Source organism: Devosia subaequoris, assembly GCF_014197055.1.
Taxonomy (GTDB): domain Bacteria; phylum Pseudomonadota; class Alphaproteobacteria; order Rhizobiales; family Devosiaceae; genus Devosia; species Devosia subaequoris.
The window spans coordinates 349,601-366,169 of record NZ_JACIEW010000002.1 but is presented as its reverse complement, the minus strand read 5'-3'; the positions used below and the strand labels follow the sequence as shown (position 1 = coordinate 366,169).

Annotated in this window: 11 protein-coding genes; 8 read left to right on the top strand and 3 right to left on the bottom strand. The window is 60.2% G+C overall.

Features of this window, described 5'->3' with window-relative positions; all coding sequences use genetic code 11:
- Positions 1-13 precede the first annotated feature (13 nt).
- Complete coding sequence (gene urtB, locus GGR20_RS06345; RefSeq protein ID WP_183310395.1) at positions 14-1,633, bottom strand: urea ABC transporter permease subunit UrtB; 1,620 nt, start codon at positions 1,631-1,633, stop codon at positions 14-16.
- A gap of 79 nt (positions 1,634-1,712) precedes the next feature.
- A complete protein-coding gene (gene urtA / locus GGR20_RS06340; RefSeq protein ID WP_183310394.1) occupies positions 1,713-3,008 on the bottom strand; it encodes an urea ABC transporter substrate-binding protein in 1,296 nt (431 codons plus the stop codon).
- 235 nt (positions 3,009-3,243) lie between these two features.
- Here urtA and GGR20_RS06335 point away from each other — a divergent pair, with 235 nt between their 5' ends.
- From GGR20_RS06335 to GGR20_RS06300, 8 genes are all read left to right on the top strand, one after another.
- On the top strand, positions 3,244-6,612 hold the full coding sequence (locus GGR20_RS06335; RefSeq protein ID WP_183310393.1) for a hybrid sensor histidine kinase/response regulator: 3,369 nt from the start codon (positions 3,244-3,246) through the stop codon (positions 6,610-6,612).
- A complete protein-coding gene (locus GGR20_RS06330; protein ID WP_183310392.1) occupies positions 6,599-7,528 on the top strand; it encodes a response regulator transcription factor in 930 nt (309 codons plus the stop codon). The genes GGR20_RS06335 and GGR20_RS06330 overlap by 14 nt, the downstream gene beginning before the upstream one ends.
- 415 nt (positions 7,529-7,943) lie before the next feature.
- Entirely contained in the window at positions 7,944-8,699 is a 756-nt protein-coding gene (locus GGR20_RS06325; RefSeq protein ID WP_183310391.1) for a hypothetical protein, read from the top strand.
- 112 nt (positions 8,700-8,811) lie between these two features.
- A complete protein-coding gene (locus GGR20_RS06320; protein ID WP_183310390.1) occupies positions 8,812-9,276 on the top strand; it encodes an Lrp/AsnC family transcriptional regulator in 465 nt (154 codons plus the stop codon).
- A gap of 141 nt (positions 9,277-9,417) precedes the next feature.
- Positions 9,418-10,449, top strand: a complete 1,032-nt coding sequence (locus tag GGR20_RS06315; protein WP_183310389.1) for an ABC transporter substrate-binding protein — start codon at positions 9,418-9,420, stop codon at positions 10,447-10,449.
- Positions 10,450-10,566: 117 nt separating this feature from the next.
- The gene (locus GGR20_RS06310) at positions 10,567-11,358 is read left to right on the top strand and encodes an ABC transporter ATP-binding protein (protein ID WP_246349459.1); all 792 of its coding nucleotides are present in this window, start codon (positions 10,567-10,569) and stop codon (positions 11,356-11,358) included.
- On the top strand, positions 11,355-12,170 hold the full coding sequence (locus GGR20_RS06305; protein ID WP_183310388.1) for an ABC transporter permease: 816 nt from the start codon (positions 11,355-11,357) through the stop codon (positions 12,168-12,170). Before GGR20_RS06310 ends, GGR20_RS06305 begins: the two co-directional genes overlap by 4 nt.
- 65 nt (positions 12,171-12,235) lie before the next feature.
- Complete coding sequence (locus GGR20_RS06300; RefSeq protein ID WP_210283100.1) at positions 12,236-14,413, top strand: FdhF/YdeP family oxidoreductase; 2,178 nt, start codon at positions 12,236-12,238, stop codon at positions 14,411-14,413.
- Here GGR20_RS06300 and GGR20_RS06295 read toward each other — a convergent pair.
- Positions 14,410-16,563: an AI-2E family transporter gene (locus GGR20_RS06295; protein WP_183310387.1), complete on the bottom strand. Its 2,154-nt coding sequence runs from the start codon at positions 16,561-16,563 to the stop codon at positions 14,410-14,412. The two genes, GGR20_RS06300 and GGR20_RS06295, sit on opposite strands and share 4 nt — an antisense overlap.
- Positions 16,564-16,569 lie beyond the last annotated feature (6 nt).

The window sequence follows — 16,569 nt, the reverse complement described above, 5'->3', positions numbered from 1 at the left end:
GGAGGCAAGACGATCATTGTTCCACTGCCCTTCCTTTGAGAGCGAACAGACCCCGAGGACGTCGCTGGATGAACAGGATGATCAGTACCAGGATCAGGATCTTGCCCAGCACGGCCCCTGCATAGGGTTCGAGGAACTTGTTGGCGATGCCCAGGGTCAGCGCGCCGACCAGCGTGCCCCAGAGATTACCGACTCCGCCAAAGACCACGACCATGAAGCTGTCGATGATGTAGTTTTGGCCCAGATTGGGGGAGATGTTGTCGATCTGAGTCAGCGCTACGCCGGCGAGGCCGGCAATGCCGGAGCCGAGACCAAAGGTCATGGCATCGACAAAGGGCGTGCGAATGCCCATGGCAGAGGCCATACGGCGGTTTTGTGTGACTGCGCGCATCTGCAGGCCGAGTGGCGTGCGGTTGAGGATCAGCAGCAACATGAAGAATACGATCAGCGCGAAGATGACGATCCAGAACCGTCCATAGGTGATCGAGAGCCCGAAGAACTCGGTCGAGCCGGACATCCATGTTGGGGCGATGACCATCTGGTTGGTCGGACCAAAAATCGAGCGCACGGTCTGCTGCAGGATCAGCGACAGGCCCCAGGTGGCGAGCAGGGTTTCAAGCGGACGGCCATAGAGCCAGCGGATGATGCCGCGCTCGATGCCGACCCCGATCGCACCGGTGACCAGGAAGGCGCAGGGCAGGGCGATGAGCAGGGAATAGTCGAGCAGGCCGGGAAAGTTCTGGCGAATGACCAACTGAACGATAAAGGTGGTGTAGGCACCCAACATGACCATTTCGCCATGTGCCATGTTGATGACGCCCATGACCCCGAATGTTATGGCCAGACCAATGGCGGCCAGCAGCAGGACCGAGCCGAGCGAGAGGCCAAACCAGACATTTTGCAGCGCACCCCAGATGGCGCGTTCCTGTTCGAGGCCAGCAATGGCCGACTGGATCGCCGGCGCCAGTTCTCCGGGCGCGTCATTGAGCGCCGCATTGAGGACGGTCAGCGCATTGCGGCCGGCGCCCGAGGCGACTAACGGCACGGCGGCCCGACGATCCTCTATGCTTTGCTCCTCATCGCCCAAAATAGTGACGGCACGGGCGGCCTGCATGGCGGCAAGCACTTTGGCGTCGGCTTCGGCAGCGATGGCTTCGTCGAGCAAGGCAACATTGGCCGGATCGGGATTGGCGAGAAAACCCTGCGCGGCGGTGAGGCGGCGGGCCGGATTGTCACTCATCAGCGTCATGCCGGCCAGGGCGGCTGCGATATCGCGCCGCAAGCCATTATTGACGCGGACCTTGGAGAGATCTGCATCGGCCCGCAGATCGACGGTCTCGCCCGTAAGTGGGTCGAGATAGGCCGGGCCGCGTTCGATCAGGACGACGCCCGAGGTTTCTTCGAGATATAGATTGCCATCGCCCAGGGCGGTCAGAACCGGAACAACCGTGTCGCTACCGGTCGCGGTGAGAGCGGCGACAATCTGTTTGAGTTCGCGCAGGTTCGCCTCGCCCATAGCCTGGATCGCGGCGGGAATGTCTGTTGCTGCATCTTGTGCGCGGAGCGAGTTTGCAGACAGCAGCAGGAACGGCAGGGCCAGGAGCACCAGGCGGAGAGCGCGGAGGTTCAGCATCGCGGGGCAAGTCCTTGTCGTTCGGGAAAGTCGAGTCGGCAGGGGCGACGACGCCCCTGCCCAGGTCAGGCAAGCTGCCTTACATTGCCGAGCCGCAGCTCTCGGTTTCGGTGTTGTAGTTGCCGCAGTTGATTGGGGCGGTCCAATCGGCCTCGAGCATGGCGCTTTCTGGCAGGAAGTCGGACCAAGCATCGCCCGGTACGAGGTCTTCGGTTTCCCAGACCACGAAGAACTGGCCGTCATCCTGGATTTCACCGATCAGCACGGGCTTGGTGATGTGGTGGTTGGGGAGCATGGTGGCCATGCCGCCGGTCAGGTTCGGGGTTTCGAGACCGACAATGGCATCGATGACGGCGTCAGCATCGGTGGTGCCGGCCGCTTCCACGGCCTTGACCCAGAGGTTGAAGCCGATCAGGTGGGCTTCCATCGGGTCATTGGTGACGCGGTCTTCCGAGCCGATGAATTCCTGCCAGTCAGCGATGAACTGCTCGTTTTCCGGGGTATCCACGGACATGAAGTAGTTCCAGGCGGCCAGGTGACCCACCAGCGGGGTGGTGTCGAAGCCGGAAAGTTCTTCTTCACCGACCGAGAAGGCCACCACGGGGATGTCCTCGGCAGCAACGCCCTGATTGCCCAGTTCGCGGTAGAACGGCACGTTGGCGTCACCATTAATGGTGGAGACCACGGCGGTCTTCTTGCCTTCCGAACCGAAGGCGACGATGTCGGAGACGATGGTCTGCCAATCGGAATGACCGAAAGGCGTGTAGTTGATCATGATGTCTTCGGCGGCCACACCCTGGTCGAGCAGGTATTGCTCGAGGATCTTGTTGGTGGTCTGGGGGTAGACATAGTCAGTGCCGGCCAGAACCCAGCGCTCGACGCCCTCTTCGTTCATCAGATAGTCGACGGCGGGAATGGCCTGCTGGTTGGGGGAGGCACCGGTGTAGAACACGTTGCGCTGGGATTCTTCACCCTCGTACTGCACCGGGTAGAACAGCAGCGAATTGAGTTCTTCAAAGACCGGCAGCACCGACTTGCGGCAGACGGAAGTCCAGCAACCAAACACCGCATCAACTTCATCGACTTCGATGAGCTGACGGGCCAGCTCGGCGGCCAGCGGCCAGTCCGAGGCAATGTCGACCACGACGGGTTCGAGCATCTTGCCCATCACACCGCCCTTGGCATTCTGCTGTTCGATCAGGAACAGCATGGTATCCTTGAGCGTGGTTTCCGAGATCGCCATGGTGCCCGAAAGCGAGTGCAGAATGCCGACCTTGATGGTGTCGTCCTGCGCCATGACCGGCACCGCAGACAGCGAGACGCTGCCAGCAAGAGCGGCGGCGAGCAGAGCGCTTTTCGCGCTGAAATTCTTCATGTGTTGTCCCTCTAGACCTGTTGAGTCCCTCAAGACACCGGGAGGCGTCCTGGAGGCACACTGGGACAGAACTTAAGGTTCGCCCTATACGTCGATTGACGTAACTGCCTGTCGCGTTGATTCCGGATATTGGCGGAACGCCCTGAAAAACCGCGTGATTATTCCGGATTCCGTGCTATTGAAGAGCTGGCGATTTTTTGGGCAGCGCGGCGAACTGGTTAAGGTTTAGGCTTGCATGGCACGGCAACGGATCATCCCGGTCAGGCGCGAGTACAATCGCTGGGTGGCCAACCAGACCCTGGAAGACTATGCCCTGCGCTTTACCGCCAAGTCGGCCCGGCGCTTCTCCAATGACCGGATTTCCCAAACCGCGATCGGGGCCATTTCCTTCCTCGCATTGGAGGCAATCGGCGGGGCCATTACGCTTTCGTACGGCACAACCAATGCGCTGATCGCGATTCTCGTCGCGTCAGTCGCCATCCTTCTGGTTGGCGTGCCGATCTCGCGTTATGCGACCCGGCATGGCGTCGATGTTGATCTGCTGACGCGCGGAGCCAGCTTTGGCTATATTGGCTCGACGATCACCTCGCTGATCTATGCCAGCTTCACCTTCATTCTATTCGCCATCGAAGCTTCGATCATGTCGAGCGCGCTGGAGCTGGCGTTCGGCATTCCGCTCTGGATCGGCCATATCATTTCGGCGCTGGTGGTGATTCCGCTGGTGACGCATGGCATCCGCATGATCTCGTCGTTCCAGATGCTGACCCAGCCGATCTGGATCTTGCTTAACGTCCTGCCCTTCTTCTTCATCGCCTTCATGGATTGGGAAAAGTTCGATCTCTGGCGCGCCTTTGCAGGGTTGGGGCAGCCGGAAGGCATTGCGGGCGGTATCGCGCCGTTCGACATCGCCAAATTCGGCGCGGCCTCGGCGGTCATTCTGGCGCTGATGACCCAGATCGGCGAGCAGGTCGACTTCCTGCGCTTCCTGCCCGCCGGAGGGGCGCCAAAATGGCGGCACAAGCTGGGGATCTTTCTCGCAGGTGCCGGCTGGGTGGTGGTCGGCGCGCCCAAGCTGATCGCCGGCTCATTTCTCGCTTTCCTCGCGCTTTCCGCAGGGGTGTCGCCCGAACACGCCTCCGAACCGGGTCATATGTATGCCGTGGCGTTTGGCTACATGATCCCCAATGAGTTCGTGGCGCTGATGCTGATGGCGGTGTTCGTTGTCGTCAGCCAGCTCAAGATCAACGTAATGAACGCCTATGCCGGCTCGCTGGCCTGGTCGAATTTCTTTTCGCGCCTGACCCACAGCCATCCGGGGCGCGTGGTCTGGCTGCTGTTCAATGTGGCCATTGCGCTTTTGCTGATGGAGTTGGGCATCTATCGGCTGCTCGAAGAGACGCTGGGCATATTCTCCATCATCGCGATGGCCTGGCTTTGCTCGATCTCGGCAGATCTGTTCATCAACAAGCCGCTGGGCCTGGCGCCGCCGGGGATCGAGTTCAAGCGTGCCCATCTTTATGACATCAACCCGGTCGGCGTCGGCTCGATGTCCCTGTCGGTGGTCATCGCGCTCACCGCCCATTTCGGGGCCTTTGGCGAGATGGCCTCAGCGCTCTCGCCCTATATCGCCCTTATCGTGTGCCTGATTGCCTCGCCCGCCATCGCCTGGGCCACCAAGGGCAAATATTATCTCGCACGCAAACCGCGCAAGCAGTGGCAGTCGAGGCAGACGCTCACCTGCTCGATCTGCGAGCATCCGTTCGAGCCTGAGGATATGGCCTGGTGCCCAGCCTATGCTGCGCCGATCTGCTCGCTGTGCTGCTCGCTCGACGCGCGCTGTCACGACATGTGCAAGCCGCACGCGCATTTCCGCGCGCAGACCCATGCGGTGGCCGCGAGCATCCTGCCGCAATGGGCCATCGACAAACTGCAGACCCGGCTGGGGCGCTATGGCATTTCCATGGTCATTGCCACGGCGATCCTGGGCGGCGTTCTGGGGCTGATCTATTATTTTGCGGGTCGCTCTGCGCCCAATACGGCCGACGTCGTCGGTGGCACGCTGCTGGTCGTGTTCTTCGTCTTTGCAGCGGCTGCGGGGGTGATGACCTGGTTCCTGGTACTGGCGCATGACAGTCGTCTGGTGGCAGAGGAGGAAAGCTCGCGCCAGAACACGCTGCTCCTGAAAGAAATCGATGCGCACTCGAAGACCGACGCCGAATTGCAGCGCGCCAAGGAAAAGGCCGAGGCTGCCAATCAGGCCAAGAGCCGCTATGTTGTGGGCCTAAGCCACGAATTGCGCACGCCGCTCAATGCGGTGATGGGCTATGCGCAAATTCTCGAGCGCGATGGCCAACTGCCGGAGAACCGGCGCGGCTCGGCACAGGTTATTCGTCGCAGCGCCGAGCATCTGTCCGGACTAATCGATGGGCTACTCGACATTTCCAAGATCGAGGCGGGGCGGCTGCAGGTCTATACCAGCGAGGTCAATATCCAGGACTTCCTGGATCAGATCGTCGACATGTTCCGCCTGCAGGCGCGGGCCAAGGGACTCGAGTTCCGCCATGAGCGTGCCCGGGCGCTGCCCGATTATGTGCGTACGGACGAGAAACGGTTGCGGCAGGTTCTCGTCAATCTGCTGTCCAATGCCATCAAGTTCACCAGTTCAGGCCATGTCAGTTTCAGCGTCGGCTATCGCATGCAGGTTGCCACTTTCACTGTTGAAGATAGTGGCAGCGGCATAGCGGCAGCCGATCTGGATCATATCTTCGAGCCCTTTGTGCGGGGGGAGGCAGAGCGCAACCGCTTTACGCCGGGGCTGGGATTGGGGCTCACCATCACCAAGCTACTGACGGAGACACTGGGTGGGGAAATCACTGTCACGAGCGCAGTGGGCGAAGGGACACGCTTCCAGGTGCGGCTGATGTTGTCCAAGGTTGAGCGCCCGACCAAACGTGTGGCCCCGGCACAGCAGATTATCGGGTATCAGGGCAGTCGACGCACCATCATGGTTGTCGATGACAATGCCGACCACCGCCAGTTGATGCATGAGATGCTTGCGCCGCTCGGCTTTACTGTGCTCGCCGCGGTCGATGGCCAATCCTGTCTTGCCGCCATAGAGACGGCAAAACCGGACCTGTACTTTGTCGATATCCGGATGCCTGGCATGAGCGGCTGGGATCTGGTGCAGACCATGCGCGCCCGCGGGGTCGTGGCGCCGATGATCATGCTCTCGGCCAATATCGGGGATGGCGCCAATCCTACCAGTTCTGATTCCGGACACAGTGATTCGCTGGCCAAGCCCTTCGACCTTAACCAGCTTGTCGACCGGCTGGGTACGCATCTGGGGCTGGAGTGGATCCATGAAGCGCCTGGTACTGCCGTGCCTCAGGAAAGGCAAATGCGTTCTCCAGGCGCAGAGCACTTGCGTGACCTGGCCGCGCTCGGTCAAATCGGTCATGTCAGGGGCATTGATGACAAGTTGGGCGAGCTGGCGGCCGACCCGGCCAATCTGCCGCTTGTCGAGGCGCTAAGGCAGCATATGCAGAACTTTGATTTCGACGGCTTCGCCGCAACGCTGGAGCGGGTGGGCCATGAGCCGGATTGAGCGGGAGCAGGATATCGTTCTTCTGGTCGACGACTCGCCGGAGTCGCTGGGGTTTCTGACCACCGCGCTCGAAGAAGCAGGCGTGACCGTGCTGGTCGCCCGTAGCGGCGAGGCCGCACTCAAGATCGTTGAACGAGTCACGCCCGACGTCGTGCTGATGGATGCCGTCATGCCGGGCCTGGATGGTTTTGAAACCTGCCGGCAGATGAAAGCCTTGCCGCCGCTGGTTCACGTTCCGATCATCTTCATGACCGGACTGACCGAGACCGAGCACGTTGTGCATGCACTGGAAAGCGGCGGGGTGGACTATCTTTCAAAGCCCATCAACGTGGATGAACTGCGTGCCAGGATACGGGTGCATCTGGCAAATGCGCGGCGGGCGCAAAGTGCCCGCATCGCACTGGATGCCGCCGGACGGCACCTGGTGGCCTTTGCTGCCGACGGGCTGGTGCTTTGGTCGACGCCGCAGGCCAATCGACTGCTGGATCGCTCCGGTCTGGGGCAGGAGGTCCAACTCATCATGTCGCGGTGCTTTGTCGACTGGCGCCTGGCCGAAGGCGAGCGGCCGACGCCGGGGGGAGGGTTCGACCTCAAAACGGGCGACGGCACGGGTCTGCATTTTGCCTTTCTGGGCGTGGTGGGTGGGGACGAATATCTATTCCGCATCGCCCGGGCTCAGGTTGAGGGGCAAGAAGAAATCCTGCGCCAACAATTCGGCCTGACGGCACGCGAAAGCGAAGTGCTGCTCTGGATTGGCCGCGGCAAGTCCAACAAGGACATTGGGGAAATTCTGGGGCTCAGCCCGCGCACGGTGAACAAGCATCTTGAGCAGGTCTATGCCAAGCTGGGTGTAGAGAACCGAGCTTCGGCGGCGATCAAGGCAATCCAGGCACTGCAGGCTCCATTCGAGCTTTAGGCACGCGACGCCCTTCTCCGATCACAAAATCAATGTGAGCCCCAATGGCGGGAACCGCCTGCGTGTCCGGTCGTTGAGCAAGCGAACCGGACGCATTGAGCCGGACCAATCTATGGTGGGACGCCAACAGAGCCTCCACCATCCGATCGGCGGTCGGCCGCAGAGGTTGACGCTCCTTTGCAGGTCGCCCCGGAGGGGCGCGAAACTTCGGTTTCGCGCCCTGTTTTTATATTGGGACTTATAAATACTGATTTATCCGTAGATTGTTAACTTGGTTACAAATATATAGAAATTTCTATACGATTCAATTGTAGTAATCAAAAAGGCAGAAACTCTTGCCAAACTGTTGGTAAGACTCCAAATTTTTTTGGTGCATTATTCTTTGGCGACATGTCGTCGACAAAGGAGGTGCAGTATGAGTTTTTCTAAGGTTGCTTTTCTTTCTGTTGCGTTGCTTGCAAGCGTTTCACTTCCAGCGCAGGCGGGCTCCTTGCTCGGTATTGTCGGTTGCAAGGACGACAAGGCACTCGTCACCCTCGGAAAGGGCGATGCCGGCGACTCCGGTCTTGTCAATGTCGGGGTCGGGGGGGGGGGCAACCAGGTTCTTGATGCAAAGGTCGGCAATGGCAGTGTGGCCAATGCGACCGTTGGTGCCGGAGGCTCGTCTGTGGTCGACGCCAATGTCGGGCTTTTAAACGACGGTGTAAGGGTCCGCGCCCAAGTCGGAGGAGACAATCTCGCCGATGTCGATGTCGGCATAGGCGGCGGCTCGACACCGGGAAACGATAGTGGCGGCGGCGGCACCACCGGCGGCGGCGGAAGCGGCGGGGGTGGAAACGGTGGTGGCCAACTTGCAGGCACCGGCTCATCCGATTTCCAGGGATGTCAGGGCATCTCGCCAGCCGAACTGCAACGGTTGATCCAGTCCACACGGGTCGACGCCTCCTGGAGCCGGGCGACCAATGTAAATGTGCGACGCGTTAAGGTGTGCCCTGAACTACGTTCGCATTTGGCTGCGGCGCTGCGACAGACAGGGCTGAACAATTCATTGCGCTCGGCGATTACCGGTGATCCGCTGGTTGCCGCTACCCTGAGCCGGATGCCCTATGGGACTGAGCGCGTGTTCGCTGCGCGTCAAAGTGGACGAAACCTGGTACTCTACGTTTACTAAGTTCGTATCACGCCGAGGATTGTGTGGGAGATATCCCGCGGGATGCTTGTCAACGCATCCCGCGGGAGCGCATTTGTCAGTCAACTGATAAATTTTCCGGAGACCCGAATCCTTGCCCCTGCAGCCTGATGCCACAGACCGGAAGTTGTTGCGTGAGCTGCAGCGCGATTCCCATCGCAGTGTTCAGGTTCTTGGTGACACGGTCGGCTTGTCGCCCTCTGCCTGCCACCGGCGTATCAAGGCGCTGGAAGATGCTGGGTTCGTGCAGGGCTACCGCGCCGAGCTTGATGCCGGCCGGCTGGGTTTTGCCATGCAATTCTTCATTGAGGTGGGGTTAACCAGCCAGAGCGAAGCGGCGCTCGATGCCTTTGAGACTGCCGTGCAGGATATTCCTGAAGTGCTCGAATGCCATCTGATGGCCGGGCAGTCCGACTATATCCTGCGGGTGATCTGCCGCGACCATGAGGACTTCGAACATCTGCATCGCCGTTTGAGCGCGCGGTTGCCCGGGGTAGCGCGCATCCACTCCAATATGAGCATAAGACGGGTCAAGGCACGTTCGGGCTTGCCGATCTGAGCGTGGATGACAAAGAGATAGCAGGCTGCCGAGAAATTGGGCAGCAATGCTGTCTGATGTCAAAATAGTCAGAAAGTGCTTGCGCGCCGACAGCGGCTGCGCTTGATTTCTCCCATAACAAAAACTGGGGACGTCAAAACCATGCTTTCTCGCCGCCACTTTACCGCAGCTCTGGCTTTGGCAACGGGTCTGTCCGTTTCCGGTCTGGCGTTGCCTGCTCTTGCACAGACCGACATCAAGCTCACCCTCGACTGGCGATTTGAAGGGCCTGCCGCCGGCTTCCTCCTGGCCCAGGACAATGGCTATTTCGCCGATGAAGGGCTTAACGTGACCATTGATGTCGGCAATGGCTCGGTCGAGGCCATTCCACGTGTCGCCACCGGCGCCTATCAGCTTGGCTTTGGCGACATCAATTCGCTGATCAAGTTCCTGGACGAAGACCCGTCCCAGCCGGTCAAAGCCGTGATGATGGTCTATGACAAGCCGGTGTTTTCCGTTGTCGGTCGCAAGTCGCTCGGTATCACCGAAGACCCGAAGTCCCTTGAGGGCAAGACGCTGGGCGCGCCGCCACCGGATGGCGCCTTTGCTCAATGGCCTGCCTTCAAGGAAGTGGCCGGGATTGATGATAGCGGCATCACCCTTGAATCCATCGGCTTCCCGGTGCGCGAGCCGATGCTGGCCTCCGGCGATGTGGATGGCGTGTTTGGGTTTGCCTTTTCGGTGATCCTTAACCTCAAGGCCAATGGCGTTCCGGAAGACGACATCGTTCCGCTGCTCTTCGCGGATCACGGTCTGAACCTTTACGGCAATGCCATCATGGTCAATGAGGGCTTTGCTGAAGAAAATCCGGAAGCGGTCGAAGGATTCCTCCGCGCGCTGGCCAAGGGTTTCGCCGATGCCGTGGCCGATCCGGAGGCCGGGGCTGCCGCCGTATTGGCGCGCAACGAAATTCTCGACCTCAACACCGAGACCGAGCGCCTGGAAATGGCCAATGAGATGAACATCAAGACCCCGTACGTGGTCGAGAACGGCTTTGGCGGTATCGATGAGGAGCGGCTGAACGCGTCCATCGAAACGCTCAAGATCTCGATGGGCCTGGAGGGCAATGTGACTGCCGCCGATGTCTTCGATGCGCAGTATTTGCCTCCGGCAGAGGAGCGCATGCTGCCCTGATAGCGGCTGCATTCCCGGGCGATAAGGGACGCCCGGGGTCATCCGCCCCGAGCCATTCTTCCGAGGGAACGGGAATGGTTTCGGGGCGGTCCTGTTCTGCCTTGACTGGAGACGCCTATGGCCTCGCCCCTGGTTTCAATCGAAAATGTCGACATGCGCTATGGCGGACCTGATGGCACGCTCGCGGTGAGTGGGCTAAATCTCAAGATTCAACGCGGCGAGTTCGTCGCTGTCGTCGGCCCCTCGGGCTGCGGGAAATCCACCCTGATGAAGCTGACGACGGGGCTGCATATTCCGCAGTCGGGCTCGGTGGTTGTGGCCAACAGCCAGGTGACCAAGCCGGTTTCGATAGTAGGTATGGCATTTCAGAACCCCACCATGCTGCCCTGGCGGACGACGCTGGACAACGTCCTGTTGCCGCTCGAGATCGTTGAGCGCCATCGCCACCGGCTGCGTGCCCACAAGGCCGAATATGTCGCCAAGGCGGAAAAGCTTCTCGAAACCGTCGGCCTCAAGGGGTTCGGCGAGAAATTTCCTTGGCAATTGTCCGGCGGCATGCAGCAGCGGGCAAATCTTTGTCGCGCGCTGATTCATGAACCTGAACTGCTGATGCTCGATGAACCGTTCGGTGCGCTGGACGCATTCACCCGCGAGGAGCTCTGGTGCGTCATCCGTGACCTTCACGCGACCCAAGACGTCACTATTGCCTTGGTGACCCATGATCTGCGCGAAAGCGTGTTCCTGGCCGACAAGGTCGTGGTGATGAGTGCTCGGCCGGGCCGGATTGTTTCCGAGCATATCGTGCCCTTCGAGCGGCCGCGCCAACTTGAACTGCTCTATGAGCCGGCCTTCAACGACATGGTGCAGAAGCTGCACGGGGAAATCGCCACCGCGAGGGCTGCAGCATGAGCACCACCCAAACCACTACGCCTGTCGCTGCAGCACCGAAACCGGCGCTCAAGGTCAACTGGGTGCGGTTGTCGCCGGTGCTCTACACCATTGGGCTGTTCGTGCTCTGGGAGCTGGGTGCGCGCATTTCCGGCCTGCCGCACACCATCCTGCCCACGCCCACGCGGGTGTTCGAAGCCATCTTCCAATATTGGTCGCCGATCTGGAAGAATTCGGTGCAGACGCTCTACACCACGGTACTGGGGTTCCTCATCGCCATCGTGGCCGGGCTCGGCATTGGCCTGTTCATTGGCTGGTCCAAGACCATCTATGCCGGGCTCTACCCCATCATGGTGGGGTTCAACGCCATTCCCAAAGTGGCGCTGGTGCCGATCCTGGTGATCTGGTTCGGCATCGGAACGGTACCGGCGGTGTTGACCGCCTTCCTGATTTCCTTCTTCCCCATCGTGGTCAATGTCGCCACGGGTCTTGCCACCATCGAGCCGGAAACCGAGGACGTGTTGCGGGCGCTGGGCGCCAAGAAGCTCGATATCATGCTCAAGGTCGGTATTCCGCGCTCCATGCCATATTTTTTCGGCTCGCTGAAAGTTGCCATTACCCTGGCCTTTGTCGGCTCGGTGGTGAGCGAAACCGTCGCGTCGAACTCGGGGCTGGGGCAGATGATGGCTTCGGCGCAGTCCAACTTCAACGTGCCGCTGGTCTTTGCGGGCCTGCTGATGCTGGCCGTCGAGGGCATCGCCATGTACGCGCTGATGGCCTGGGTTGAAAAACGCATGACCGGCTGGGCGCACCGCTCGACAATGTCGAACTGATCACGCAAGCATTCCCCTTGCCCCAGAGCCCGCCCTTGGCGGACAATGGGGCGAGGAGAGATGATTTGACCGAGACCAGCCATATCGTGGGCGGCGGCCCGAAAAAGGTCCTCTATACCCTTTCGACCATCAACCGGATCGGGGTGGGCAAGGCCGCCAAGGCGTTGACAGCCAAGAATACCTGCAAGGCCTGTGCCTATGGCATGGGCGGTCAGCAGGGCGGCATGACCAATGAGCTCGGCGAATTCCCTTCGGTCTGTAACAAGTCGGTGCAGGCCCAATCCACCGATATCCAGCCCCCCATTCCCACGCAGATTTTTGAGCACACGATCAACGATCTGGCCGAGTTATCCGGCAAGGAAATAGAATCCCTGGGCCGGCTAAGCACGCCGTTGTTCCGGCGGGCCGGTGCCAGCCGATTCGAGCCATTGGACTGGGATGCGGCGCTCGACCATGCCGCCCATCGCCTCGCCGAGACCGACCCGCAGCGCAGCTTTTTCTATTCCTCTGGGCGTTCGTCCAATGAGGCGGGATTTCTGTTCCAGCTTCTGGCACGAGCCTATGGCACCAATAACGTCAACAATTGCTCCTACTACTGCCATCAGGCGACCAGCGAGGGGCTGAAGACGACCATCGGCACCGGCACGGCGACCATTGAGCTCGACGACCTGACCGGTGCCGACCTGATCTTCGTCATTGGCGCCAATCCCTCGTCCAACCATCCCCGCTTCATCCACATGCTCAAGAACTGCCGCGAGCGGGGCGGGCAGGTTATCGTCATCAATCCGGCCAGGGAGCCCGGGCTGGTGAAGTTCGCCGTGCCGAAATCACCGATGTCCATGTTCAAGGGCGGCAGCGAGATTGCTTCGGACTATCTGCAGCCACGCATCGGCAGCGACATTGCGCTGTTCAAGGGCCTCGCAAAGGCGGTCCTCGAACAGGGGACGGCAGACCGCGACTTCATCGCATCACACGCCGCCGGTTTTGAGAGCTTCAAGGCCGATCTTGATGCACTGAGCTGGGACGCCATCACCGCCGCCTGTGGTCTCGCCCGGTCCGACATCGAACGGGTGGCTGCCGCCTATGGCCGCGCGAAGAACGCCGTCTTCGCCTGGGGAATGGGCATGACTCACCATGTCCATGGCGTGGCCAATGTCGAGGCGATCGCCAATCTGGCGCTGCTGCGCGGCATGATCGGCCGCCGTTTCGCGGGGCTGTTGCCCTTGCGTGGCCATTCCAACGTCCAGGGCATCGGCACCATCGGCGTCAAACCGGTGCTGGCGCGAGATGTGCTCGATCGCATGCAAGAAGCGTTCGGCGTGACGTTCCCCGAAGAGCAGGGGCTCGACACCATGGCGTGTATGCAAAGGGCGGGAGCTGGCGACATCGACGCCGCCGTGATCATGGGGGGCAATCTTTGGGCTGCGACGCCGGATACTGCATTTTCATCCCGCGCCATGGCCAGTATCGGCTTCAAGCTGTTTCTCACCACCACGCTCAATCAGGGGCATGTGCATGGCGTGGGGGAGGGCGAGATGATGATCCTGCCGGTCACCGCGCGCGACGAGGAATGGGAGCCGACCACGCAGGAATCCATGTTCAATTTCGTGCGTCTGTCCGACGGCGGGATTCGACGCATCGAGACCGTGCGTCCTGAAAGCTGGATCCTGGGGCAGTTGGGCGAGCGGATGCTGCCGCAATCGCCCATCGATTTCGCCGCCTTCTCTGGCCATGCAAAGCTGCGCGATGCCATCGCTGCGACTGTGCCGGGAATGGAGCAATTGGCCGACATCGATGTAGCCAAGCGTGAGTTCCATATTCGCAATCGCGTGCTGCATGCGCCGACATTCGGCACGGCGGACGGAAAAGCGCATTTCGTGGTGACACCCGTCCCCGAACAGGCACCCGGTCGGCTGATGCTGGCCAGCATGCGCAGCGAGGGGCAGTTCAATTCGATCATCTACGAGGAAACTGACAGCTATCGCGGCAAGGCCGGTCGAGAGTCGGTTTTTCTCAATGCAGACGACATGGCCGCGCGCGGACTGGTCGAGGGGCAGGCCGTGGTGGTCCGGTCCGACGCCGGAGAGATGAGTGGCATTGCGACGCGTTTCGATCTGCCGCCAGGCTCTGTGCTGGCCTACTATCCAGAAGCCAATGTGCTGGTGGGGCAAGCGGTCGATCCGCGCAGCAAGACGCCTGCCTTTAAGTCCGTGCCGGTGAGTGTTTCGCCTGCAAAGGACTAGGCAAAGCGCTTTACCAGCTCGTCCGCTTCATTCTGGAGCCGTTCAATGTCTTCTTCGGAGAACTCGTGCGGCTCGTAATCGAGCAGTACAAGCGCACCCGCCTTGCCTATCTCCGGGGATGCCAAAGGTACGCCGGCGTAGAAGTCGATGCCGTTGGTCACGAGGTAGGTGTTGTCGCGGGCTCCGTCGTGAGGCGAGGCGGAGTGAACGATCAGCGGTTTATCATGGTCGACCACCAGCCTGGTAAGACGGTACGAATCCTCGTCTTCACGATGTCGATCGTCGTCCAGAAGATTGATCAACGCTGCCGGGACGTTGAATCGTTCCGCAATCGCGTCGAGTTGCTGACCCAGTTCATCATCCCCCCGTCCGAGCCCGGAGAACGGTCTCTTCTTGCGCCTTTCAAGTGACAGGGCGGGTTTGTGTAGCGAGGCGATGCGTTCAACAGCACTGTCGAAGTCGCGCAGCACCGTATCAACGTGCAGCGTATCGGCGCTCTCCGTGGCCGCAAGCTCATTCAGAACGCAGACGGCGATGTGGACGTCCGGTGCCATTCTCCTGATCCGGCGCGAAACATAGCGGCATTGAGCTCGCAGATCTGCGCCCATGAACACCAGCACCAGGGTGCGAACGTTTTCCAGGTCAAGCCGGCCGATTGCTTCCTGACGAACCGCTCCAGGCGGCAATACGTGGGCGTTCACCTCGAAATCGGCCAGCTCAAGCGCGATGAGACGCGCTGCCGCCTCGTCAATTTCCGTGCGACCGCCAACGATCAGGATCGGCGCCGAGTCAACCCAGACGGGTTCCAGGACAACTTCCAGAACCATTTCAAACGCCTCAATGAGCTTTCGGCGCTGAGGTACGGAATCCGGACGGTCCGACAGTTCGGACGTGCCAAGGCGAAGAGATGGCAACATCAGATCTCGGATCAGTGACTGCCGCCCGTGCTTTTCCAGGAACTCTTCGCTCGTATCCAGAGCATCTTCTGCGTCGCCCTTGAGCATACGCTGATACAGTCGCTCGGGCGGGGTCAGCACGGGCTCGCTACCCAGAAGTGTCTCAAGGAACTGGAATTGGGGGAGGTGCCGCCCAATCACCACAAGGCAAACCGTCATGGGGGTGGCCAGTATCAAGCCCACCGGCCCCCAGAGTGTCGCCCAGAACATGGCCGAGAGAAGGATTGCGAGCGGCGAGACGCCGGTGCTGGAACCGTAGAGGCGAGGCTCGATGACGTTGGCAGTGGTGAGGTCGATAACCAGGAAGAGTGCAATGGACAGCAACAGCATGTTCCAGCCCGGGTCGACCGCAAAAGCCAAGGCAAATGGCACGACTGCGATGATAAGTGCGCCGACAAACGGGATATAACGAAAGAGCACAATCAGAAGGCCCCAGAGTGGGGCGCTGGGAACGCCAATCAGCCAGAGGCCGACGCCGAATATGGTCCCATAGGTGATGTTGACCATGAGTTGGACGATCAGGTACCGGCCCACCCGGCGACTGGCATCGGAGATCGCGAGGTTGGTCAGGGAATAGCGGCCGGCGCTCACCAGACGAATGAAGCGATCCTGCAGGTCAGCGCGACCGAGCAATAGGAAAATCAGAAAAACGACGATGATGGCAATCGTGGCAATGGGCCCCACGATAGATCCCATGATCGATGTCAGTATGTTTAGCGGCCCCAACTCGTTGGATATGGTGACCGGTACCGGTTGTCTTTCGCCCGGTGTTGGACTCTCGCCAAGGTTCTCTTGAGCATTACTGAGCATGGCGCTGATCTGATCCAGCCAGACGAGACCGCCGAATTGCTCCTGAAGCAAGCTGACCTTGTCTTGAATGATCAGGCGGTAGCGAGGCAGTTCCTGAACGAGATTGGTGATCTGGGAGCCGGCGAGGGCAGCAAAGCTGCCTATTATTGCGATCGCGAGCATCACAGCGAGGATGACGGCGATTGCATCAGGTAAGCCCAGGCGCCGGTTCATCCAGGACACCAGCGGATTGAGCGCGAAGGCCAGCAAGGTCGCCAGGACCAATGGAACGAAAATCCCCGCACCAAAATAGAGCAAGACCGCGACAATCCCGAAAGCAGCAATGCTTTCGAATGCTTTGGGTCGCCGAGTAGAGACAGCAGGAGGAGCAGGATGGTCTGGCAAGGCACG